Below are 22,864 nucleotides of genomic sequence, written 5' to 3' on the forward strand. Positions count from 1 at the left end.
TTATGCATCCTCCTGTTCGATGGGTATCCATGTCTGTGTTGCTTGCGAGCGGTAAGCGGCGGCCAGAATGCGCAATGCCGTTATCCCCTGTTCCGCTGTCACGAAGGGAACTGTATCCTGTTCGATGCTTTCGACGAATCTGTCGACGATCGGTGTCAATGGTTCTGTATAGAAGCCGTCCTGCGAGGGATCATCCAGGTAGGTCTTTTCCCCGTTCTTCCGGTAAAGTGCCACCGGATGCCCGTCCGCATAAGTTACGGCCGTGGCCTTTTCGCCGTAGATGACGGTCTGCCTTTCGTTCGAATAATCAAACCAGTGGGTCAGCAAGGTTCCTTGGATGCCCGAGCGATGTTGGAGTTGCAACACTGCATAATCCTCATAAGGAACCGGGCTTCCGTCCGCCAACTGCTTGCCTTGTGTCGCGGTCTGAGCCAACACTGCAGTGACGGGATCTTCGCTGAATAAGTAGTTCAACAAATCGATACGGTGGACGCCCACCTGCGTCAGAGCGCCGTTCGTATGGCCGATCCGATCGTAGAAATCGGGGACCGCCGTACCCCAACCGTCATTTTCCTGACCTTGGTTGGCCAATGTCGTCCGGTAAGCATGAATCTTTCCGAGTGTCCCTTCCGTCAGCAACTTTTTCAGCAGCTGATGTGCGGGATAAAGCCGTTGGTTATGGATGATCATCAGCTTTTTCCCCGTTTTTTCGGCTGTCTGCTGCATGCGTTCGGCCTCGGCCACCGAATCCGCCATCGGCTTTTCACACAGCACATGCTTACCGGCTTCCAGTGCAGCGATGGTGATGGGGCTGTGCGATTGTTCGTTCGTTGCGACGATAACGGCATCGACCGTTCCGTCTTCCCAGATTTCCTCAAGAGTCCGATAGACTTTTCCGCCGTACTTCTTTTGGAAAGCTTCTGCTTTTGCGATCGTACGATTATAGAATCCAACCAGATCGACTTTTTCGTTTTTATCGCTTAGAGGGGCGTGCCGCTGTTTCGAAACATCCCCGCAACCGATGATGACGATCCCGACCATGGGACCCCTCCTTCCTGAACTCCGGCTTACCGGAATGGCTATCGTTTTTAAGTATGTGTCTGATTCTAACACGGTGCTTATTTTAAAAATAATACCGATTGTCTATCAGGGTTGACCGACTTTGGCGAACACCGCTCCTGCCGTCCTGTTTTATTTTTGCAGCGACCTCGTTTGTTTGTTGTTTTTGCCTGAGACGCCTGCCGCTGTTTGCCTTACCAATTCCAAACGATCCAGTCCGATCTGCGGATCGACAGTGCAATCCGCTCCGATGATGACGCCTGTATCGCCGATTTCGTGGATGATGTCGACCGTGAATCGGGCGATGTCCGCCTTGTTCCCCGAGTCCAACAATGTGCCGGTGTTATTGTCGAAGCCGCCGATCACCGCTTTGTTGCCGAAGAAATCTTTGCCTTCCTTCAGGCTGATTTTTTCGGTGTGTACCGCCCAGTTGTAGGCTTTTGCTTCATAATCCCGGTAGTACGACAAGTCGTTTTGATGATGCTCATAGCCGCAGATATGTAGGATATTGTAGTCGCTGACTTTGTTCGCCTCCGCCAATACCGCCAACTCACTCGGCGCGATGTAATTTTGATAGGCTTCTTTGGTGGCAGTGCTGCTTTGGACGTTCTGCACGCTCAGATAGATGCCGTCCGTGCCCGCCTCTTCAATGACTCTCTGGGTCAAGACTGCGATGTCTTTTGCGATTTCGTTCGCCGCATAAGCGAGGGCTTCCGGTTCGGTCTCAAAGAAACGGGTGAATTTTTCGGGATCCTTGTCCCATGCTTCGAAGGCGATCCGGATATAGTTCGCCGGCGAAAAGATATTATAGAAAGTTGCGACTTCGCCGTTGAAGGATTCCTTGATCCGTTTCACCGTCTTGACCTGCTCCGTGATCCAAGGGTGATTCGGCCCAACTGCTTGGACGTTGTAGAGGTCATCCGCTATTTCAATCCTTTTTTCCAACAGACTCGGATGCCCGAAAAAGCCATCGCTCATGATCTTTACGAAATCGGGTTTGAAGGCGTCATAGAATTCCTTGTGCCCCGCGATCACTCGATCCAAAATCGATCTGTCCTCCAAACCACGGAATTGAGCATCACCGAAAACAAAGTGAAACCAAAAGCCAACCGGCACACGCTCCGTTTCCTTGTTGTCGAAAGTGTCAAAAATCAATTGTTTTCTATTCGTCTCTGTCATATGTTTTCCTCCTAAAATGTAAAATAAAAAGCCGCCCTTCCTGGATTGTTCCAGAAAGGACGACTGTTAGATCGTGGTTCCACCTTTTTTCGCGAAAAGCTTGCGCTTGCCGCCTCAACCGGTACAGAGCCTTTTGCTGCGCTCGATACCGTTGCCTGCCTAACGGGGGCGTCCGGATACGTCTGCAGGAAAATCCCTGTCAACGCATCAACTCCGAGGCCATTTTTCCTGTGCTGCCGTCCGCTCTTTTCCACCGACCAAGAGCTCTCTGAAGGACAATTCAACCAGTACTTTCCTCTTCTTTGCTTTTTTCTGTATGGCTTTTATTTGATAGACAAAGTCTACCACCGCAGCCACGGCCTGAAAAGCACACGATTCCGAACAGGATTGACAGGGAAAAACGAACAGCCGAGTGGCCGGTTGATTATGCATGCTTGGGGAAAACATGGATAACGGCCAAGTATCCATGTTTTCGAATGCGAAAAGGGCCCAAAAAGATGAATACCGCGAAAGTATTCATCTTTTCGAATGTTTGACCTGCATAAAAGATGAATAATATTTATGAATCCATCTTTTCGAGCCGCCGCCTCACGAAAAAGATGGATAACGGCTAGTTATTCATGTTTACGCTCAAAAAAGACGGACGGCCCGCCCCCCACAACATCCATCGTCACGCAACAAAAAGTCCTCCCGGTAAAATGCCGGAAGGACAGATTTTTCATCAATTCAATTTGCCTTGCTCGTTCAGTTTGCCCAGGAAATACGGCATCTGGACGCGCCACCATTCCCAGTCGTGGTGGACGTTTTCACCCCAGAAATCGATCCAGGCGGGGACCCTCTTGAAGCGCAGCGCTTCTTCTATTTTTCTTCGTGTCTTTGATGCTGACTTCTTCCCAGTTGCCTTGGCCGGTGGCGACAATGATGTTGCCGGAACGGTATTTGTCCAGGAACCAGCCGTCGTTCAGATTCCACAGGTAGTCGATCGGCGAATTTTCATAGACGTTGCGGTCGTGGTAATCCCCAAAGAAATAACGCACGTCATATAAACCGCTCAGTGCAATGACGGTATCAAAAGCATCCGGATGACGCAGGTAGAAGTTCAAGCTATGGTAGCCGCCCATGCTGCAGCCGGTCGCAAGCATCGGCCCTTGATAACCGGTCTGATACTTGATGTGCGGCATGAGTTCATCGATGATATAGCGGTCATAGCGTTCGTGCATATTGGCGCGGTCGTAAGGACTTTTCCATTCGCAAAGCCAAGACTCGTTGTCCACGCTGTCCGGTGTGTAAAACTGCACCAAGCCTTGGTCGATGAACCACTGGCAGGCTTCGATCATGCCGAAGTCCGCATATTCGTTGTAACTTCCGCCGGACGATGGGAAGACGATGATCGGTTTCCCGGCATGTCCATAGCGATTGAAACGCATCTCACGGTTTAGGTGGCCGCTCCATTGTGATGAATATTCTACGTGCATCTTTTTTCCCCCATTCTATTCGGTTACGGAAATCATATGGATAATGTCCATCAGTTCTTGATATTCTGCCGCACGGATCACATAGCCGAAATCCCCCATAATAGCCGCAAAAATCCCCGGCATTTCTTCAAACAGGACCACGTTGCCACCGTAACGGGCCATCACTTCCTCATGTGTGAAGCGGTAAGGATGGACGCCCTTGCGGCTGACGTAGCAGCAGTAATAAGGAAAATGCATCTGCGCCGTGAAATTTCCGGTCGCGACCAGTTCGCCATAAGCGGCATAGAGATCGGCGTCATTCGCCCAGTTCCACATGTCCATCGTATGCCCGCCAGGCGGACGCAGGTTGGCCTCCAGGGCAACAAGGCTGCCGTCAGGCAAACGGAAAAACTCAAAATGGAAGAAACGCTCACGGACATTGAAAGCCTGCACGAGCTTGGTGCCGATTTCACGCAAATCATCCGGCATATTGCGGTCGACATAGTAGAACATATCCGCATTTTTTTCGACGATTTCCAACACGGCTTTTTCGTACACCAGAGTAGCATCGAAAAGGATATTCCCCGCGGCATCGGTCAGACCATCATACGTGACGATCTTTCCGTCGATGAATTCCTCGAGAATGTAGGACTCATAAGGATTCTTCACATGGAAAAAGTGCCCGAGTTCCTCTTCGGAACGAATTTTGTGTGTATCCGCCGCACCGACACCGGAATCCGGCTTGATGCAGACCGGAAATCCGTATTCGTGGCATAACCCAAGGGCATCTTGATAGTCGCCGATGACACGCCCGCGTGCCACCCGGATACCGACTTCCTTGAATTTTTCTTTCATGGCGGACTTCAGTTTTACGAAGGCCATATCCTCATTTTTGAAGCCGAACACGTTGAAATCGGTGCGCAGACGCGCATCCTGCGCCAACCAGTATTCATTGTGCGATTCGATTCGGTCCATTTTGCCGTGCTTGTATGTCAAGTAAGCCACCGCGCGCAGCATTTCGTCATAATTTTCCATATCATTGACGCGGAAATACTCGGTCAGACTCTCGCGCAAGTCCGTATCCAACAACTCGTAAGGTTCGCTGGCGATCCCGAAAACATGCACGCCCGCCTTCTTCAGACCGACCGCGAAATTCTTGAAATTACTGGGAAAATGGGGTGAAATAAATACATAATTCATGCTGATTCCCTTCTCTCTTCCGAACATTAGATTATAATGAGAATGTACCATTATAACGGCAGATTTACAAGCGTTTTTCTGGTGAAAACGAAAAATATTGATACAATCGTGAGGTTTTTCTGATAAGCTATGAATAACTAAAATCCATTTCTTCGAAAGGCGTGAACAGTATGAAAAAGATAAATCGGTTCTCAGCCAAAAGAGCATCCGCCAGGATCATTCGACTCTCATCAGATGCGCGAAGCACCCTTCTTTCCCGGCAACAAAATCAGAAAACGAATGATTCGGAAACATTTTTAGCATGTGTGATTGAATCCATGGCTGAATACGACGAAGCTCTAAGGGGATTGATTGAGCGTTAACAACCTCACTTTCTTAAACGAACAGCCATTCCAAATTCAACAGTTCCGGAAAGCTGAGCATCAACCGGTTGACCTGGTCCAAGGTCAGTTCCCCCAACTCCAGTTCACCTGCCCGGATAGCATCCAATCGTTGCATCGCGACCCCACTCACGAAAGCCAACTCATCTGTCGGTTTGTTGACAAGGAAGATCAGTTCGAACAATGCGCGTTCGACCCGATCCAAGAAAGTATCATAAAAAACCTCACCGATTCCGGTTTTTTTTGCCGATCCGTGCGCTATCTTTCCGCAAGCTGAAAGCATATGGTCGATTGTTTCGTCCGTGTCGGCGTAAAAAATGCGGATCCTTTTCTCATCCATCGAAAACCCAATGTGGTCGACATCACTGAAGTTTGCGGAGATTTTTTCAAAAGCCGCGATTATGCCCGGCATCTGAAGTGTGATCGCCCTCGATATGAGCACATCGTCCATGAACATCCGTTTGGACTGGAAATTCAGGTCCAATGGGAAGCCATTTTTTCGCAACTCAAGCGCTGCCCGATTGATGATTTCGTTGCGGAAATCGATCATGCTGATGACCATATCCGGGTGTTCCCACGTCTCGGTTCCATCAGCTGCCGCCACTTCATCCTCCTCACTGGGATCCCAGACCTTTTCCTCTACCTGTTTCTCAATTTCCTCCCAGTTATCGGGCATACCGTAGACCATGACGAACTGCCTGCCTTGGCGGTCCACCGCTTCAACCGTCATCATTTCATGAAAATAATGATAGGCGAAGTCATCCATGAGGGCATATTCGATCCCATCGATTACCCTAGTGCCGTATGTGTTCGCCATGCTTGTGTAGAATTCTGCAGATTCGTTTTCTCCGACATAGAGCTGTTCATCCATCAAATTCAGATAGCGCAGTTCTTGGAAATGCAGTTCCAGGAACGGAAAGCCACCATCCTGAGCAGCCAATTCACTCAATCTCTCTTCAGGTATTTCATAATCGCTCAGTTCTTCCAACAAGTCTTCCCAGTCCATTTCAAAATCAGCTTTTGCCTCAAATTCATGACTCTCAAAAATATTGTCTTCATCCATTATTGTCCGCCTCCCTTTCAACCATGTAACAATGATTCGGAACCGCGCGTCCAGAGTGAATCCCAGAGTTCGTCCGTTTCCGCTTCGGTCAATAGCGCATTTTGATAATCTTCCCAAAAAACAACATTCCGGTCCCAATCCTTGATTTCCGTGAAGGCCTTTGTTTCCTTGCAACTCGGGCAATACATATGTTTGACGTGCCCCAATTTACGCTGCTCTGCTCTTTTGCGGTAAAGCACCATCTGCGCTCCGCATTCTTGGCAGATGAACTTGCTTTGGACCATTCTCTGATCTTTTTTTCTGGTCATTTTCAACACTCCATTCCTCTGAAAGACAAATCCGAAGGGACAGTGCTCAAAAAACAAATGGGTATACGAAACGATTGCAACCTTTCGATATACCTATCATACACCTAGACACACACTGAAACAATTTTGTGAATTCGTCATCAATATTTCACAAAATTGACTTTCATGCCCCTTGATACGGCCGCTTAAACGGCAACTTTTTATACTGATATAACTATTTTCTGGTATGCTCATCCGCAAAATATCAGGTTGCTTCCCAACCCCATTATTGGTTATGATAGGGATACTAACACCCAAATTGCGGCAATTATTTTTGCCAAGGAGGCTCTTACGTGATTTACGAAATGACGATAGAAAAAAATCTGCTGACCGAACCGATTTCACACACAATCCGGATTGAGGACAATTCCACATTCGAACAACTATATCAAGATATTTTGCAAGTCCTCCAGGAAGAGGCTCCCAAAAATCATTCTTTCCAGATCATGCGCTCCAACGGAAAAAAGCAGTCCGGCATCTCGATTCAGCCGCAACCTGCCCCTGACCAAGTGTCTGAAGATCCCTTTGTTTACAACGAAGACTCTGAGAATACCTCGCTTTTCGATGAAAGATTCTATGAAAATGGCACACCCCTCAAGGACTACTTCAAGAAACCCGGTGACGCGGCAACGTACATTTCCGTTCAGGATATTCCAGATGAATACACAGTCACTTTCAGCAAAACATTAACTCCCGCAGAGGCTATCTTGGCAGAGCTCAACCAACTCATTGAACGGTCTCCCGAACGCGGAGAAAGCTATGACATTTTAAAAGGACAGTTGGATGAATTAACACAGCTATTGAATCCATCCTCCAGGAAATCGAAAAAGCCAGCCTCACCTAAGCAGCCACAAATCTATTCCTTCAAGATCACGCTCGAAAACGTCGGCGTGCCTGTCTGGAGGAAGGTGCAGGTCAACAGCTCCAGCACTTTCCTGGAGTTGCACAAAATCATCCAGATCCTGTTCGATTGGCAGGATGACCATCTGCACGAATTCAGGATCCAGAAATCGAACGGCATCCGCCAGAAAAACGTCGTCATCGAATCTGATGAAGAAGCCTCATCCCCCTTCGACAGTATCTTTTTTGATGATGAACAGACCTACCTCTCCGAAACAGAGGAGCGTCTGCATGATCATTTTCTGGTGGAGAAGGATCAGGCGCGTTACACCTATGACTTCGGCGATGATTGGCAACATAAGATTGTCCTCGAAAAAATTCTCGAGCCCGCAGAAGGAACGACCTATCCGATCTGCACGGCCGCGAAAAACGATGCCCCTTACGAAGACAGTCGTTATGAAGTCATGACCGGGGATCTCAGCCTCCTCAACAGCGATGCTAAAGGTATTGTCAGTAGCGTGAACACAGTATTGGAAATGAGGCTACATAATAAAAAAACGGCTCGAAATAAAAATATTAAAGTGTGGCGCGGCCGGTTTCCCGAATAGACCTCCAACATTCGCGGATTTCGTCTTACGTTGGGGGAGAATTGTCGAATGTCACTGCAACATCCGACAATTCCGTTCCATGCTGTAATCGAATTGTCGAATGATTTCACCTATTCGACAATTTCACCTTACGCTGAGGTTAATTAGTCGAATAGCCGTCCACTATTCGACAATCTCACCCTCCTGTACAGTTTTTTATCGGTGATGAATCGGTAAGCACAGCGATTCACTCCGCATAAGCTAAGCCCCGCACCCCTGCGTCTCGATCAAAAAGCAAAAAGCCGATCTCCAAAAGAGACCAGCTTTTTGCCTTTTTCAAATAAATTTCAAAACGAAATACAGAATAAAGATACCCGTCAATCCGTACATCATTTTTGATACCGCTTGTCGATCACCCGAAAACACTTTGATGAACGTATACAGGATAAACCCCCAGCCGATACCATCCGCGATATTAAACGTCAACACCATCATCAGCACCATCAGGATAGCCGGAAAATATTCCGTGAAATCATCAAAATTGATGCCCTTCAGATTGTTGGCCGCTAACAAGGACCCTACAATGATGAGCAAAGCCGAGATGACCGCCAGCGGGATAAGGGCAATGAAGGGAATCAACGCGATGGTGAACAGGAAATAAACGCCCACCATAAAGGATGTCAATCCGCTCCTTCCTCCTACAGCGATGCCCGTTGCGCCTTCCGCACTTGTGCAGGTGGAGCTGCAGCCCAACAAACCGGCAATCATCACTGATAAAGCATTCGATTCCAGCGTTCGTTTCAATACTTTCGGTTGTTCGGATGTCAAAAAACTGACTTGTGTCCCTAAGTTCTGGAAAACGACCAAAATCAGAAGAGAAAATACGGCAACCCAGTAGTCCATCGACAGAACGCCCGAAAAATCATGTTGGAAGACAAACGGCTCCAAGGAACCCAGATCGATGAAGGAATAGGAAAAGGAGCTGATATCCGTTACCCCTAGCGCAATGGAAATGAGAACACCGAAAATAATCGTTAATAAAAAATTGCCTTTTATATTTTTGACGAACAGGATCAGCCCGACCAGCAGCGTTGCCAAGAGCGTCAACGGCACCGGTTGAAAAATATTATTCAGTGCCACGATTGTACCCTCTGAGGATACGATGATGCCGCCGTTCTTCAGGCCAAGAAATATCAGGAAGAAGCCGACTCCCGCGCTCATCCCTTTGATCAAAGTCACCGGGATGGAGCGAAGGAGTTGATCTACCACGTTGAAATGCGTCAACAGAAAAAAGAGCAGCCCGACGATAAAGATAATCGATAAACTTTGTTGCCAAGTAAAAGCAAAGGCACCGACCAAGATATAGGTAAAGAACGCATTGTCGCTCATCCCTGGGGCAAGTATCAAGGGTGAATTGGCATACAGGCCCATCAGAATGTTACTGACGGCCGTTGTCAGTATCGTCGCAATCACAACCGAATTATAATCCATGCCGGCTTGAGACAAAATCAACGCATTGACGGCCACAATATACACAATAGAGAAAAAGGAAGTCGCACTCGCCAACATTTCGGTTCGTAAAGAACTCCCTTTCTCTTTCACATGAAAGAGTTCTTGCAATAGTTCCATCATCTCACGCTCGCATCCGGGCAAGCTGCCGCATCGGGAGCCACTCCAATTCCAACAGAGTCCAAAACAATCAAATGTAGTCTTTTACTTTTCACAATTCCCTTCCTTTCTGTTGCTTGCTACAATTCAATCGAACCGTTTCCTCTTCGAAGTGGCTGGGATGTTGAGCTCCGTCCTGTACTTGGCCACTGTCCGCCTCGAGATATCGATTTTCTCTTGGACCAACAGATCGACTATTTTCTGATCGGACAGCGGTTTGTGCTTGTCCTCTTCCTCAATCAGTTTTTGGATCATCTGTTGGACCGACGTTGTGGAGATGGCGTCTTCATTTCCCGATTTGGCTTTCCGGGACAAGAAGTACTTCAGTTCATAGAGACCCGAATCTGTTTGGACATACGTGTCGTTTATTGCGCGACTGATGGTGGATTCGTGCAGATTCAATTCCTCGGCGAGGTCTGTTAATTGCAGTGGAACAAGCGGATGCGCTTCATCAAAGAAAAAAGCTGCCTGTCTGTGCACGATTGCCGTACTGACGCGTAAAATCGTTTCACTGCGGAGCAACAAATTTTCCTGCAGCGATTCGTACTCTTTCTTTTTTTCTCTGACATACTTAACGACTTCCTTGTCCTTCATTTGCTCCAGTTCCTCTGCATAGGCTTTATTGAAGGAGAGGATCGGCACGCCATAGCGGGCTTCGTTTATCTGAAGTTGTGCATCTTTGATGGTGACAATGATATCCGGTCTGACGGAGATTTGCTCATCGGCTTGGAATGCTGACCCGGGAGAAGGATTCAGATGCTGGACAAAATCGAAAACGGATTGGATATTTTCTAATGTTACCGCATATCTTTTAGAAATGGCGCCCCATTTTCTGTTGATCAAATCATCAAATGACTCTTCCAACACGATATAAGCGATATCGGGTGCATCCTCCCGCCGTTCCGTCTGCAGCATCAGACACTCCTGCAGGTTACGCGCCCCGATGCCAGGCGGATCGAGTTGCTGCAGCAGTGTCAAGGCATCCATCATTTGGATCGGGGTGGCCTTCGTTTCAGCAGCAGCTTCTTCGATGCTTTTGATGACATACCCCTTATCGTTCAATTGGTTAATCCACCAAACAATCAAGGTGCGGAGGTAGGTATCCCGATAAGTCAGCATAATTTGCTCCGTAATATATTCATAAAGGGATTGTTTACGGTCAGGTATCCAACTCAAATCATTGGCTTGACTGCCTCTTCTGGAAACCCGCGACTCCCTTACTTTCATCTGCAGAAACGGATTATCCAAAACCTTCTGATTCAGATAATCGTGCAGTTCGAGAGTACCTAACTGAAGTATATGGATTCCTTGCAGCATCGTTTGGGAAAGCGTTTGCTTTTGTGTCTGCGTTTGGGTAAGATTTTGGCTTTGGCTTAAGTTCACACATATTCCTCTTTTCTCCTTCAACTCTGATTTGATGATGCACGCACTGACACTATACCATTTTTCGGTAAAAAATGGCTTTATTTTGGCGCAAAAATAAAACGTTGCCCTCAAGGGAAACTCCCCGCAGGCAACGAAAAGACTATCCAGCTTTTCCCGCTCATTCATCTCCAACCGTCTTCACAATGCTGTACGCATCCACAACCGACTGGTCGGCGGTTTTATAGGTTGTGAAAGTCAGGGAATCGTCGGTCACTTCGACATTCATAAAAGTCGGTTCCTCCAACTGCAGCGCAACAGCCGCATAGCGTTCATAGACGGAGGAATCCTGCATGTCGTAATATTTGGAGTCAGAAGCTGAGTTACCGGTCAAATACAGTGTGCCTTCCGGATCGACAGCGGCACCTGCCTCATCGTAGGCGATTTCCTCAACGACCGCATCGCCTTTCATCTGATAGGTTCGCACATAGACATGGTCATGCCCCATCAAAGCCACATCGATATCAAGTTCATCGAAGACCGGCACCAATCCGTCCCGCAAAGCCAGGACATCTTCTTCAAGCGCATGGTCCGCGCTGCTGTAGAGCGACTTGTGCAAGAGCACAATCCGGTGGGTGGCATCCGGATTTGCCGCGATCGCCCTTTCCATCGCTTTACGGTGCTCCTCGACATCGCTGCTTTGGGAATTCAGCGCCATGAACAAGGTGTTCCCATAAGAAAAGTAAAAATCGCTGCCTTCGGAATCCCCTCCCAAGCCTGTTTCATTCGGTACATTGAAATAATCCGCAAACGAGGCGGCATCATGGTTACCGACAATGGACATGATGGGATAGGTGGTCAGCTCTTCAGGGAAGAACCAGCCATCATATTGTTTCAGATTGTAGGCTGTGTTCACCTGATCTCCCGCTGATACAAGAAAGGCTGTGTCGGGAAACATTTCCATCGCGGTCGTCACCGTCCGGTCCCAGCCATCCGCATCGATCCGGGCGCCATCGCCCGCTCCTATCTGCGGATCACCGAAGAACAGGAAGTTGAAGTCACCGTCCTCGGTCGCCTGCGTCCGGAAGGTATAGGATTCCGACCAGGCACGGTGGCCATCGCCGAAACGGTAGGAATAAAGCTGTTTCTCCTCCAGTCCGGTGATGGTGGCTTTGTGTCTTGAAAAGCCGCGCAAAATAGCTTCGACATTTGACTCAAACGTTTCGCTCGACAGGACATTGCCTTCTTCATCCAGCTGGGTCAGCTCCACTACGGCTTTTTTGTTCATGCCCCGGGTATGCCAACTGAACGTCCGCTCCGTTTCATCCGATCCGGGGGCAAAGGCTATATGGAATACATCCAATGTATGAGGAGCATCTTTGGTTGCCACCGATTCTTCGACCGGGGAATCCCTGTATGGTTCCTTCGCGCAGCCGGCCATAGCCGTCACTATTATTAGTGTTGCAAAAAGGACTTTCATCCTGTGATTTCTGTTGAACATCGTCCATCCCCTCCAAAATGTCATAGGGCAACTTGCAAGAAAACTGATTTGCTTACATTATATAACATCTGCCATAAATCGAAAGAAAGAGAGGTCGCTTATCTCGTAAGCGCCTCTCGGATAATTCTTTATGCATGCCTGTCACAGCAAGTGCGGCAAGAACATTTTCGCCAAGCTCAAAAATAGAAAGAAGCCGAATACATCGGTCGCAGTGGTCAGGAAAATGGAGGAAGAAATCGCCGGATCAAGATCCCATCTTTTCAAAGCCAACGGAATCAAGAACCCGAAGAAGCCTGCGATGATGAGATTTCCGATCATGGCTATCAGAATGATCAGTCCCAAAAAGAAATTATCATATCTGAAGTAAAGAATGATGCCGGTGATCAATCCGGTCACCGACCCGTTGATTAATCCCAAGCCAACCTCGTTGAAAACATATTTCCAATCGTTTTTTATATCGACTTCCCCCAAGGCGATGCTCCGGATGACCACGGATAACGTCTGGGAGCCGGCATTCCCGCCCATTCCGGTAACGATCGGCATTGCAGCAGCAAGCGCGACCACTTGGATGATGACATCCTCGAACATCCCGACTGTAAAGGAAGCCAGGAAGGCAGTCATCAAATTGATGACCAACCAAGGCAGCCTTCTGACAACAGAAGTGCTGATTTTGTTGCCGACCTTTTCATCCTTGCTTACCCCTGACAGCATCAGCAAGTCTTCTGTTTGTTCTTCGACTATAACGTCGATGATGTCATCAATCGTGATGATGCCGAGGATGACGTTTCGGCGGTTCACGACAGGGATGACTTTCAGATCGTATTTGGAAACAATAAGCGAGACTTCCTCCTGATCGGTTTCCGGGCGGACCGAAAGGACATTGTCGTTCATGATTTCTTCCAAGCTGACATCTTCAGCGGAGGCCAAAATATCACGCAAGTCGGCTGACCCGATCAATTCATTCGATTTATCGACGACAAAAATCGTTTCGATGATTTCTGTTTTAGGGCCGATGCGCCGGATTTCCTGCAGCACATCTTTCATGCTGAGCCCGCTTTTCAAAGCGATGTATTTCGTGGTCATGATCCCCCCGGCAGTGTCAGGTCCATACCCCAAAAGCATCTGAATCTCATTCGAATCGCTTTTTTTCATCATTCCCAAGATTTCTTTGCGTTGTCCGACACCGAGCGTTCCCAGGATATCGGCAATGTCATCGGGCGACATGTAAGCGAAGAACTTGACGATTTTCTTCGAGTCCAACAAGCCGATCATGCCTTGTTGGAGTTCCTCTTCCGCTTCCTCTATGATGGCGGCGATTTCCTTCGCTTCCAACAGATTGAGCAAAGCTGCCAATTCTTCATCTTCAAATTCAAACAGAGCCGTTGCGACATCCACTGGATAGTGATCGCCGACGAGCTCCTTCAATTCTGCAACATTTTTGTTTTCTACTGCATTCAATATCATTTCGTTCAATTCCATGTCCATACCTCCAATTTGATTCATCTTTTTGAAGGCATAACAGACGGATTCGAGACGACAAGTTTCCGGTTTATATTATCTGCGATTGGGCTGAGGATACAAACAGACCTGATGGCTGGCTCCACGCGGAACCATTCAGGCTAAAACCGCGCCTAGGTGGTTTGTCTGCTATACCCTGACTACTATCTGCGTCCATTTGTTCTCACCTCAATCTTTTTATTCTTTCATTACGCACAAGGATATCGATAAATCCCCCTGCTCTCCATACTTAGTCTACTACTTATCATCGTGTATGGCCACCTTTGCCTAAAGAAGTATTCCTTTACGGATTTCATGGCCAAAGTGATATAATAGTCACAAATGAATCCGCTATCAAAATGCGGTGCGAGAGGGGAGCCATTATTGTGAACGAGTCTGAACTATTAGCGCACGGCTATAGAAAATACACAGGGGAAAAGGTCGATGTCTACTTCAACTTAAGCGTCTGCACATACTCCGGCAACTGCGTGCGGGGGAACAATGCAATCTTCGACACGAAAAGAAAACCTTGGATACTGGCTGATGCAGATTCGCCTGAAGAAGTGGCACGTGTCATCCATACATGCCCATCCGGAGCGCTGAAGTACCGCTTGAAAGGCTCGGAAGAAATCTTACCGACCTTTCCCTTGGGAGCGATGAAGCCCGAACAAACTGCGGACGGCCCAGAGGAAACAAATGATTGCCCTCCCGATCAAACCAAAAAATAGCCTTCTACCCAAAAAATCACCCACAAAGGACCTCAAGATCCTTCGCGGGTGATTTTTTATGTCTTTTTTTATTATTCATTCTATTCTGCCGCAGCTATCTGCGCATTTTCCCTTGGTTTCCTCAAGGTCACCACAAATCTGAAGACCGCCAATCCAAGCAGGATCGCAGCTTCGATATAGAAGATACCGCGCACCGAAGTTACCTGGAACAGCCACTCCAATACCACGATGCCGTATGGCGAGAAGGCTGCGCCGATATTGAAGCCTACAAGAATGAGTGACGTCCGGTAAGCCGCATTGCCGGCAGATGACGTGCTGACCTTGTTGAAAAGATAAGGGAGGAACGTCCTGAAGGAAAAGCCGCAGACGACCGCTGCGATGCTGGTCTGCAGGACACTGTTCGATGACGCGATCAAAAACATGCCGACGCTCATGACGGAGAATGAAATCGGCAGCGTGTAGTTTCGAGTGATCCGGTACACTTTCCCGAAAAGAAAACCGGCTGACATGGCCCCTACCCCGATCAGCGCCAGGATGTTGCTGCCGTCAGTCGCATCGCCGTAGCCCAATGTGGTCATCAAGGTCGTCCCTTTCACTGCGATGGACATATAAATGATGACGGCTATGACCAACAAAACGATGTAACCCTGGAAGTCCCGTTTGCCGAGAGCGGGCTCGCTGTTTTTTGGAACGGCCGATGATTTCATTCCCCCGTCTGCAGGCTTTTCTTTCCCGATTTCGTCATAAGCGACATTCGGGACGAAGAGCAGGAACAGGATGAAGACCGGCAATGCGATCAGATAGACCCAAAAGGAGGTTTGCCAATGGACCTTCAGCAACTGTCCGACGGCGAATGTCATGAACATCCCGCTCAGCCCTTCGAAGGCACTCTGGTAACCGATCATGGCCGCCCTTTCGTCGCCTTCGTAAAAATGGCTGATGATTGCGACAAGGAGGGAATTGAACATGCCTACACCGAAACCGAAGAGCGCACGCGATATAAGGATGATCCAAAAATTGCCAATCAGAGCCGGAATGATGCCGGAAACGAGGACGATTGCGATTCCGATCAGGATCGTGCGTTTGTAACCCAAATAACGCGCGAACAGATTGCTCATCAATACCGAAATAATGATGAACAGGGATGGGATGGTCGACAGCATTTCTACCGTTTGGAGCGGAACATCCGCGTATGTTTTCGCCATGGCCGGAATATTGGCAGCGATGGCCCCTCCTGACACCACGACTAACGAGGCCGAGAGGATGGACATTTTCAATAGCAGGTCTTTTTTCAAATCGATACCGCCTTTCCGCGACAAAGCACCTCGTAGATTTGTAATCGCTAACTTGTTAGGCTAAGCATAACACCTGAAGTGAACTCCAGGTCAAGCCTTTTCGCTGAAATATTTGCGGCGAGTGAATTCCCGCGCCGAGCGACGGAATCGGCGCGCTCCTCCGGCGAGAGTTCCCCCACCGGAGGACAGCGGTACCTTGCAGGTTCTTCTCCGGCAAGCCTGTTCTAATCGGAGCACATACTTATAATGTGAAGCGTCCTCCGGCATAGCCTTCGTTCGCCGGAGGACAAACCTCATTGTTGTTGACGTATCACCCGAAGCAAGTAGTATAATGATAATGCATACGCTTCACAATTCAGGAGGATTCCATATGAAAAAAACCTTATACTTGATGCGCCATGGCCAGACGCTTTTCAATGTCCGCAGAAAAATCCAGGGCGCCTGCGATTCGCCTTTGACGGAGCTCGGCATCCAGCAAGCCGGAATCGCCAGTGCCTACTTTGATGATATCGATCTCGACCACGCCTACAGCTCCACCGCCGAGCGCGCCAGTGATACACTGGAGATCGTGACGAACGAATTGATGCCTTACCAACGCCTGAAAGGACTGAAGGAGATGCATTTCGGCACTTTTGAAGGCGAGAGCGAAGACCTCAATCCCAAAGACAAGAGCACCTTTTTTGTGCAGTACGGCGGCGAATCCGGCGACCAGGTAATGGAACGGATGGTCCGTACTTGCACCGAAATCATGGAACAGGATGATCATCAAAACGTACTCGCCGTTTCCCATGCCGGCGCCTGCATCCACTTCCTGCGCGCATGGCAGGATCCCCGTGAAGTAGTGAAGAACGGCATCACCAACTGCTGCGTCTTCAAGTACGAATACGACGTAGAAGCGAAAACTTTTGCGCTGTTGGAAGTCGAACGGCATGGGTTTTAAGGTTCCTTGAAAACAAATCTGGATAAATAAGAAAAGTTAAGGAAATGCCTCGAAATAACGAGGCTTCCCTTAACTTTTTTGCGCTTTTCCCACATTTAATTGGTTACCTGAGAAGCCGAAACGATGAGTAATTTTCTCTTATTCATCTTTCCCCCCCAGGATCTTGCCAGCACACTTCCTAATCCCACTTGGTTTTATCCTGCAAATCGAGACTGAAGCGTTTCAGCAGCCAGGCGTCCGCCAGGTCGATCCATTTGGCGGCATTTTGGTCTACCAACGTTTTAGCGTTGGCTGTAGCCTGCGTGGCAAGGCTCAATCCATGCGGACCTTCTTCAAATACGTGCATCTCAAACGGGATATCGCGCTCCGAAAGAGCCATCCCCATCCGTAACGTGTGCCCGACCGGAACAAGTGCGTCGGATGCGGTGGCCCACAGGAACATCGGCGGTGTTTTTTCGGTCACCAACAACGCCGGGCTCACTTCCTTCAGCGTTTTATCGCTAGGGGTCGCTTCTCCTAGCAGCGACGTTACGGAGGCATCAAACAGAAGGGTGCCCATTTCATCCTTTTCGGTCGCTTTCATGAACAGATAATCGCTCAACGTATAGCCCAAAATCGTAGCAGCGGGACGAAGTTTTTCTTCCGACACTTGGTAATGATCGGTCAGAATCGGTTTGTCCCAATAGACCGAATACATCGCGGCATTGTGCGCACCAGCCGAAAAGCCACACAAAGCGATCCGATCCATATCCACCAACCATGCTTCGCTGTTCTTGTGGATCGTCAGCATAGCTTTGCCGATGTCCCGGATCGCTGCCGGAAAGACCGTATGCTCGCGCCTTTCAACTCCTTCGAAAATGGATTCGTAAGGTTCGTGCTTATCCAAGTAAACAGAATAGCGCAGCACAAAAGCATGATAGCCCATCGCCGCAAACCGCATCGCCACGGGCTCAGCTTCCCGATCCGAACAGGAAAGATAGGCGCCGCCAGGGCAGATCAGTACGGCCGGACGCGTTGCGCCGTCCAATAATTCCGGCGAATCCTGCAGTACATAAGTCGTCAGCGTGACGTCTTCCCGTTCCGGATACAATTTTATCGTTTCAACAATCATATTTTTGCCTCCTTGTACTTTTTGCTTTTCCCAGTTTTTCCACAAAACGGCGAGCTAGCGATCGGTCACCCATACGTGTGTGTTTAGCCCTCGTAAAAAAATGAAGTTTCGCCGTATCGGTGTGATTTTGCTATCCAAACAAACTGATACCGCTTCCACATATCCGCTCCTTTCAGCCATATTCCTTCCCTAAGCTGAAATATATATCAAAGCTTACGCAAGAAAAAGGAACCTGTCAACAGATACCTTTGACCATCAATTATTTTACAGCCAGTTGTTCAATCAGCCTATCAAATTATCCAAACTAAAAGAGGGGCTAATTCCCCCATCACTTCAACTTTTTATTTGCTCACCAAATTTTTCTTGCTCCACTCGCCCATACTCCGCAGTATCGGAATAAAGCTTTGCCCCAAAGGTGTTAAGGAATATTCCACTTTCGGCGGAACTTCTTTATAGACCTCTCTATGAACCATCTGGTCTTCTTCCAATTCCCGCAATTGTCTTGTTAAGATCCCTTTTGAAATATTTGGCAACAACCGTTGAAGTTCATTGAACCTTCTCGTCTGCGTGCTCAGATTCCATAATATAATGATTTTCCATTTCCCTGCAATGATGTCCTGCGTTTGCGTTACGGGGCAAACTTCTATTTGATCCCCTACAGGTTCCCCAAACCGACTTTTTGCCATAATAAACGCCTCCCTTCCGTATTAGTCCTTTTTTTGTGACTAGGTAATAAAAAAGTGCCTACTTCCAAAAATCTGTCTATTACTATACTATTAGTTTACATTAAATAAGTAAATAAAAGAAAGGGAGAGATACAAAATGAAATTATTAGTGACGGGAGCAACAGGAAAATTCGGCACCAAAGTTGTGGAGACGCTGTTGAAGACTGTACCGGCAAGTCAATTGGCCGTCAGCGTCCGCAATCCAGAGAAAGTGGAAGAATTACGAGCTCGTGGCGTGGACGTCCGACAAGGGGATTTTGATCACCCGGAAACACTGGATGCTGCTTTTGCAGGCGTTGATCGTTTATTACTTGTTTCCGCGGATGGGGATAACGAAACAAGAATTCGTCAGCACGCCAATGCAGTGGCTGCGGCAGAGCGCGCCAGAGTCGGTTTCATCGCATACACCAGTTTAGCGAATGCAAAAGAAAGCAAAAACTTATTCGCCCCAACGCATCAGGCCACAGAAGAAGCAATTCTGAAAACTGGGATTCCCTACTCCTTCTTGCGCAACAACTGGTACTTGGAGAATGAAATTTCAGGAATTCAAGGTGTCCTGGCAGGAGCTCCATGGGTCACATCAGCAGAAAACGGTAAGGTGGGCTGGGCTCTTCAGCAAGATTATGCAGAGGCTGCGGCTGCTGTACTTTCCGGTGACGGGCACGAAAACACAATCTACGAGCTTTCTGGCAAGGTATTGACTCAGGAAGAAATAGCAGCAGCGCTCGGAATTGTATTGGGCAAAGAAGTAACTGTACAACAAGTTGATGACGCTGCCTATGCTGAAATTATGCAGAATGCTGGTGTGCCGGATTTCGTTGTCCCTATCCTTGTTGAAATCCAAAGAAGCATTCGAGTGGGCTCCCTTGATGTTGAGAGCGATGATTTCGAAAAACTCCTTGGCCGTCCAGCAACCCCGATCAATGAGGGTTTGAGCCAAATCGTAAATGGACTTCGCAAGAATCAGTAATATCCCACAACAATAGCGTTAGAGATTATCGCATTGCTTGAATGCGTGGCGATGTTCCCCGCCAACATGGTTTTCGCAGGGAATATCGTGTTTTCCGCGGACGCTTTCCCCGCCAAGGCGGATTTGGCGGTTTTTCTGACTGTGATTTGAACTGATTTTCCCCGTCAACAAGGTTTTGACGGGTTATTCCGGACGTAAATTCAATTTCCAAACAGAAGAGGCTGTATCAGCACCAGTTTAGTAGCTCTGGTTTTGATACAGCCTCATTTTTTCACTATGATACCAGCCATGACCTTGCCTGTTATGCAACCCGATAGATTTCCGCTCCGAACGGGAACAATGCCAGCTTGGCGTGCTTGAAATGCTGCAGACCGAACGGAATGCCTACGATGGTCAGACAGAAGATGATACCCAAAACAGCTTCCTCGGCTGCCAATGCCAAGCCGCCCAACAGCATCCAAATGATATTCAACACTAACGACGTACCGCTTTCGCTGATGCGGATTTCCCTACCGAACGGCGCAGCCGCCATCACCGCGAACTTGAAGCACTGCATACCAATCGGGATTCCGACGATGGTCAAGCACCACAGAACACCGATCACGATCCAGGAAGCAAAGCTAATAAAACCACCTAATACAAACCAAATCAGATTCATTAAGAAATTCATGGCCTTTCCCCTCTCTTTCCCTTACATTATAATCCCTGTTGCGCGCAAAGGCATCAGACTAAGTACTGAATTTTCATTCATAGCCTATAATCCACAAACAGGCACTGTCTGCCCTGCTCCGGTGAACGCAGGTTTCGCCGTAGTTCGCCCAACATTTTATCTTTCTTCTCCGATAAGGCTGGCTTCGTCGAAGGTGCGACTGACAGTTATCACCGTCCTCCGGGGAGCGATGCTTAACCGGAGCTGATGACCCAATTCCGCCGCGCTCCCCCGGCTAACCCGCACCCTAAGCATCCGTCGCCGTCACTCTATTTCCCACTCAGATTCTTTTTGCTCCACTCGCCCATACTCTGGAGGATCGGGATGAAACTTTGCCCCAGTGGCGTCAGGGAGTATTCGACTTTAGGCGGGACTTCTTTGTAGACTTCCCGGTGAACCATGTTGTCTTCTTCCAGTTCCCTCAATTGTCTGGTCAATATTCCTTTTGAAATATTCGGCAGTAGCCGCTGGAGTTCATTGAACCTTCTTGTCTGCGTGCTCAGATTCCACAAAATGATGATTTTCCATTTTCCTGCAATGATGTCCTGCGTCTGCGTGACGGGACAAACCGTCTCCTCTATTTGTGCCTCAGCGAGGTCCCCAAACCGACTTCTTGCCATGATAAACGCCTCTCTTTCACAATGGTCCTGTTTTTGTGACTAGGTAATAAAAAAGTGCCTACTTTCAAAAAAATGCCTACTGCTATATTATAAGGTTACTAATGAAAAGTAAACAGAAATAGGAGCGATGCAAAATGAAATTATTAATAACCGGAGCAACAGGGAAATTCGGCACCAAAGTTATGGAGATTCTATTGAAGACTGTACCGGCAAATCAGCTAGCTGTCAGCGTCCGCAACCCGGAGAAAGCGGAAGTATTACGCGCTCAAGGAGTCGACGTTCGCCAAGGAGATTTTGATCAGCCGGAAACATTGGACGCCGCTTTTGCGGGTGTCGATCGTCTGTTGCTGATTTCCGCGGATGGCGATAACGAAACCAGAATCCGCCAGCACGCCAATGCGGTAGCTGCGGCCGAACGCGCCGGCGTGTCCTTCATCGCTTATACCAGTCTGGCGAATGCACAGGAAAGCAAAAACTTATTCGCGCCAACGCACCAAGCTACCGAAGCGGCTATCTTAAAAACAGGCATTCCCTACTCCTTCCTGCGCAACAACTGGTACTTGGAGAATGAAATTTCTGGCATTCAAGGTGTCCTGGCTGGCGCTCCTTGGCTGACAGCGGCAGCTGACGGAAAAGTCGGTTGGGCACTGCAACAAGATTTTGCGGAAGCTGCGGCGGCCGTCCTTGTCGGCGAGGGACATGAAAATACCATCTACGAGCTTTCCGGAAAACCATTGACCCAGGAAGAGCTGGCTGCGGCGCTTGGCGAAGTGTTGGGCAAAGAAGTACCTGTCCAACAGGTTGATGACGCTGCCTATGCCGAAATCATGGCGGGTGCCGGTGTGCCGGATTTCGTGGTCCCTATACTTGTCGAAATCCAAAAAAGCATCCGCGTAGGCTCGCTGGATGTCGAAAGTAAGGATTTCGAAAAACTGCTCGGCCACCCAGCAACGCCAATCAATGAGGCGCTACGCCAAATCGTGGACGGACTCAAGCAAAACGGTTGATTCCGTCCAATAGCCTGCGCACTGTTGTAGATATGCTTTAAGAAATATAAAGGGATCAATGCTTGGGCTAGGAGTATTTTGGGAAACACTCCCAACAAATTTCCACCTTCCAATATTGACTCCTTTATTTTTTATCGTAATTCTCCTTGCTCGCATTCCAAATATATTAAATATTAATAAAAACATAACGATAATTACATAAGTTCATATGAAATCAAAAGGTATACTTAATGCCTGCTGAATAAATCCCTATTTTTAGCTTACGGCTTCATTAGAGGTTCAATTCTAGGGGAGCTCATCCATTGGATGAAAGTCAAAAAAATGCGCAATGAAACCTTGGACAGGTTCATTGTAAGGATGGATAAAGCAATCACACAGAGACTGGTCTCTTCAAGGCGTGTTCGAATAAGCCTGAGCCCGAACTTTCTTTTCGCCAGGCTGAAGCCTCTCTCGACCTCTACTCGATCGCAGTTGTCGCTGTATTCTTGTTTTTTGTCAATCTTCTGATCCTTCTTGGGCCTGCCGAGCGACGGGCCGGATAATCGGATTCCGAGTTCTTTGCAGTAGCTTAAGTTTGTGCGATTTCGGTATATTTTATCCGCCAAAACTCGTTCAGGATACA

At 48.2% G+C, this 22,864-nt stretch carries 19 protein-coding genes, 3 pseudogenes and 1 other annotated feature; of the genes and pseudogenes, 6 read left to right on the forward strand and 16 right to left on the reverse strand.

Features of this window, described 5'->3' with window-relative positions:
• The 4 genes and pseudogenes from TES5_RS09145 to TES5_RS09165 form a co-directional block, all read right to left on the reverse strand.
• Window positions 1–1,041 (reverse strand): Gfo/Idh/MocA family protein, encoded by a 1,041-nt coding sequence (locus tag TES5_RS09145; protein WP_068561566.1) that lies wholly within the window; start codon window positions 1,039–1,041, stop codon window positions 1–3.
• Window positions 1,042–1,191: 150 nt separating this feature from the next.
• Complete coding sequence (locus TES5_RS09150; RefSeq protein WP_068561567.1) at window positions 1,192–2,238, reverse strand: uroporphyrinogen decarboxylase family protein; 1,047 nt, start codon at window positions 2,236–2,238, stop codon at window positions 1,192–1,194.
• Between the two features lie 52 nt (window positions 2,239–2,290).
• Window positions 2,291–2,550: a binding site (T-box leader), on the reverse strand.
• Between the two features lie 409 nt (window positions 2,551–2,959).
• Window positions 2,960–3,713, reverse strand: a pseudogene (locus TES5_RS09160) (esterase family protein).
• A gap of 15 nt (window positions 3,714–3,728) precedes the next feature.
• Window positions 3,729–4,892 carry an ATP-grasp domain-containing protein gene (locus TES5_RS09165; RefSeq protein WP_143148234.1) on the reverse strand — a complete coding sequence of 388 codons (1,164 nt, stop codon included), beginning with the start codon at window positions 4,890–4,892 and terminating at the stop codon, window positions 3,729–3,731.
• Window positions 4,893–5,062: 170 nt separating this feature from the next.
• Between TES5_RS09165 and TES5_RS15210 the strand changes: the two genes are divergently transcribed.
• On the forward strand, window positions 5,063–5,254 hold the full coding sequence (locus TES5_RS15210; protein WP_143148235.1) for a hypothetical protein: 192 nt from the start codon (window positions 5,063–5,065) through the stop codon (window positions 5,252–5,254).
• 13 nt (window positions 5,255–5,267) lie between these two features.
• Here the strand turns inward: TES5_RS15210 and TES5_RS09170 are convergent, their stop codons facing one another.
• Together TES5_RS09170 and TES5_RS09175 are read right to left on the reverse strand one after the other, a co-directional pair.
• Window positions 5,268–6,335, reverse strand: a complete 1,068-nt coding sequence (locus tag TES5_RS09170) for a hypothetical protein (protein WP_068561570.1) — start codon at window positions 6,333–6,335, stop codon at window positions 5,268–5,270.
• Window positions 6,336–6,352: 17 nt separating this feature from the next.
• Window positions 6,353–6,643: a hypothetical protein gene (locus TES5_RS09175; protein WP_068561571.1), complete on the reverse strand. Its 291-nt coding sequence runs from the start codon at window positions 6,641–6,643 to the stop codon at window positions 6,353–6,355.
• Between the two features lie 332 nt (window positions 6,644–6,975).
• On the opposite strand from TES5_RS09175, the gene TES5_RS09180 reads away from it, so the two are divergent.
• Window positions 6,976–8,130, forward strand: coding sequence for a plasmid pRiA4b ORF-3 family protein (locus tag TES5_RS09180; protein ID WP_068561572.1), 1,155 nt, complete (start codon window positions 6,976–6,978; stop codon window positions 8,128–8,130).
• A 315-nt stretch (window positions 8,131–8,445) separates the two neighbouring features.
• Here TES5_RS09180 and TES5_RS09185 read toward each other — a convergent pair whose 3' ends face one another.
• From TES5_RS09185 to mgtE, 4 genes are all read right to left on the reverse strand, one after another.
• The gene (locus TES5_RS09185; RefSeq protein WP_068561573.1) at window positions 8,446–9,741 is read right to left on the reverse strand and encodes an NCS2 family permease; all 1,296 of its coding nucleotides are present in this window, start codon (window positions 9,739–9,741) and stop codon (window positions 8,446–8,448) included.
• Window positions 9,742–9,864: 123 nt separating this feature from the next.
• Window positions 9,865–11,160: an RNA polymerase factor sigma-54 gene (rpoN, locus tag TES5_RS09190; RefSeq protein WP_068561574.1), complete on the reverse strand. Its 1,296-nt coding sequence runs from the start codon at window positions 11,158–11,160 to the stop codon at window positions 9,865–9,867.
• Window positions 11,161–11,320: 160 nt separating this feature from the next.
• Complete coding sequence (locus tag TES5_RS09195) at window positions 11,321–12,640, reverse strand: purple acid phosphatase family protein (RefSeq protein ID WP_068561575.1); 1,320 nt, start codon at window positions 12,638–12,640, stop codon at window positions 11,321–11,323.
• 141 nt (window positions 12,641–12,781) lie between these two features.
• Entirely contained in the window at window positions 12,782–14,119 is a 1,338-nt protein-coding gene (gene mgtE, locus TES5_RS09200) for a magnesium transporter (protein ID WP_143148236.1), read from the reverse strand.
• 377 nt (window positions 14,120–14,496) lie between these two features.
• Here mgtE and TES5_RS09205 point away from each other — a divergent pair.
• Window positions 14,497–14,754, forward strand: a pseudogene (locus TES5_RS09205) ((4Fe-4S)-binding protein); the annotation flags it as partial.
• Between the two features lie 191 nt (window positions 14,755–14,945).
• On the opposite strand, the gene TES5_RS09210 reads toward TES5_RS09205, so the two are convergent.
• A complete protein-coding gene (locus TES5_RS09210; protein WP_232309342.1) occupies window positions 14,946–16,160 on the reverse strand; it encodes an MFS transporter in 1,215 nt (404 codons plus the stop codon).
• 370 nt (window positions 16,161–16,530) lie between these two features.
• Here TES5_RS09210 and TES5_RS09215 point away from each other — a divergent pair, with 370 nt between their 5' ends.
• Window positions 16,531–17,100, forward strand: coding sequence for a histidine phosphatase family protein (locus TES5_RS09215; protein ID WP_068561578.1), 570 nt, complete (start codon window positions 16,531–16,533; stop codon window positions 17,098–17,100).
• A gap of 178 nt (window positions 17,101–17,278) precedes the next feature.
• On the opposite strand, the gene TES5_RS09220 is transcribed toward TES5_RS09215, so the two are convergent.
• Both TES5_RS09220 and TES5_RS09225 read right to left on the reverse strand, forming a co-directional pair.
• The gene (locus TES5_RS09220; protein WP_068561579.1) at window positions 17,279–18,211 is read right to left on the reverse strand and encodes an alpha/beta hydrolase; all 933 of its coding nucleotides are present in this window, start codon (window positions 18,209–18,211) and stop codon (window positions 17,279–17,281) included.
• A gap of 341 nt (window positions 18,212–18,552) precedes the next feature.
• The gene (locus TES5_RS09225; RefSeq protein WP_068561580.1) at window positions 18,553–18,897 is read right to left on the reverse strand and encodes a winged helix-turn-helix transcriptional regulator; all 345 of its coding nucleotides are present in this window, start codon (window positions 18,895–18,897) and stop codon (window positions 18,553–18,555) included.
• A gap of 136 nt (window positions 18,898–19,033) precedes the next feature.
• Between TES5_RS09225 and TES5_RS09230 the strand changes: the two genes are divergently transcribed.
• A complete protein-coding gene (locus tag TES5_RS09230; protein ID WP_068561581.1) occupies window positions 19,034–19,906 on the forward strand; it encodes an SDR family oxidoreductase in 873 nt (290 codons plus the stop codon).
• Window positions 19,907–20,207: 301 nt separating this feature from the next.
• Here TES5_RS09230 and TES5_RS09235 read toward each other — a convergent pair whose 3' ends face one another.
• Window positions 20,208–20,576: a YccF domain-containing protein gene (locus TES5_RS09235; RefSeq protein WP_068561582.1), complete on the reverse strand. Its 369-nt coding sequence runs from the start codon at window positions 20,574–20,576 to the stop codon at window positions 20,208–20,210.
• Window positions 20,577–20,884: 308 nt separating this feature from the next.
• Window positions 20,885–21,235 (reverse strand): winged helix-turn-helix transcriptional regulator, encoded by a 351-nt coding sequence (locus TES5_RS09240; RefSeq protein ID WP_068561583.1) that lies wholly within the window; start codon window positions 21,233–21,235, stop codon window positions 20,885–20,887.
• A gap of 134 nt (window positions 21,236–21,369) precedes the next feature.
• On the opposite strand from TES5_RS09240, the gene TES5_RS09245 reads away from it, so the two are divergent.
• Window positions 21,370–22,242: an SDR family oxidoreductase gene (locus TES5_RS09245; RefSeq protein WP_068561584.1), complete on the forward strand. Its 873-nt coding sequence runs from the start codon at window positions 21,370–21,372 to the stop codon at window positions 22,240–22,242.
• Window positions 22,243–22,547: 305 nt separating this feature from the next.
• Here the strand turns inward: TES5_RS09245 and TES5_RS09250 are convergent.
• Window positions 22,548–22,864: pseudogene (locus TES5_RS09250) on the reverse strand (transposase); the annotation flags it as partial.

This window comes from Trichococcus sp. ES5 (genome assembly GCF_900067165.1).
GTDB classification, from domain to species: Bacteria; Bacillota; Bacilli; order Lactobacillales; family Aerococcaceae; genus Trichococcus; species Trichococcus flocculiformis.

What these genes read in the sequence shown, in the direction of transcription:
- TES5_RS09145 (WP_068561566.1), bottom strand. Translation starts at nt 1,041, where the DNA reads ATGGTCGGGATCGTCATCATCGGTTGCGGGGATGTTTCGAAACAGCGG.
- TES5_RS09150 (WP_068561567.1), bottom strand. Translation starts at nt 2,238, where the DNA reads ATGACAGAGACGAATAGAAAACAATTGATTTTTGACACTTTCGACAAC.
- TES5_RS09165 (WP_143148234.1), bottom strand. Translation starts at nt 4,892, where the DNA reads ATGAATTATGTATTTATTTCACCCCATTTTCCCAGTAATTTCAAGAAT.
- TES5_RS15210 (WP_143148235.1), top strand. Translation starts at nt 5,063, where the DNA reads ATGAAAAAGATAAATCGGTTCTCAGCCAAAAGAGCATCCGCCAGGATC.
- TES5_RS09170 (WP_068561570.1), bottom strand. Translation starts at nt 6,335, where the DNA reads ATGGATGAAGACAATATTTTTGAGAGTCATGAATTTGAGGCAAAAGCT.
- TES5_RS09175 (WP_068561571.1), bottom strand. Translation starts at nt 6,643, where the DNA reads ATGACCAGAAAAAAAGATCAGAGAATGGTCCAAAGCAAGTTCATCTGC.
- TES5_RS09185 (WP_068561573.1), bottom strand. Translation starts at nt 9,741, where the DNA reads ATGATGGAACTATTGCAAGAACTCTTTCATGTGAAAGAGAAAGGGAGT.
- TES5_RS09195 (WP_068561575.1), bottom strand. Translation starts at nt 12,640, where the DNA reads ATGTTCAACAGAAATCACAGGATGAAAGTCCTTTTTGCAACACTAATA.
- mgtE (WP_143148236.1), bottom strand. Translation starts at nt 14,119, where the DNA reads ATGGAATTGAACGAAATGATATTGAATGCAGTAGAAAACAAAAATGTT.
- TES5_RS09215 (WP_068561578.1), top strand. Translation starts at nt 16,531, where the DNA reads ATGAAAAAAACCTTATACTTGATGCGCCATGGCCAGACGCTTTTCAAT.
- TES5_RS09220 (WP_068561579.1), bottom strand. Translation starts at nt 18,211, where the DNA reads ATGATTGTTGAAACGATAAAATTGTATCCGGAACGGGAAGACGTCACG.
- TES5_RS09225 (WP_068561580.1), bottom strand. Translation starts at nt 18,897, where the DNA reads ATGGCAAAAAGTCGGTTTGGGGAACCTGTAGGGGATCAAATAGAAGTT.
- TES5_RS09230 (WP_068561581.1), top strand. Translation starts at nt 19,034, where the DNA reads ATGAAATTATTAGTGACGGGAGCAACAGGAAAATTCGGCACCAAAGTT.
- TES5_RS09235 (WP_068561582.1), bottom strand. Translation starts at nt 20,576, where the DNA reads ATGAATTTCTTAATGAATCTGATTTGGTTTGTATTAGGTGGTTTTATT.
- TES5_RS09240 (WP_068561583.1), bottom strand. Translation starts at nt 21,235, where the DNA reads ATGGCAAGAAGTCGGTTTGGGGACCTCGCTGAGGCACAAATAGAGGAG.
- TES5_RS09245 (WP_068561584.1), top strand. Translation starts at nt 21,370, where the DNA reads ATGAAATTATTAATAACCGGAGCAACAGGGAAATTCGGCACCAAAGTT.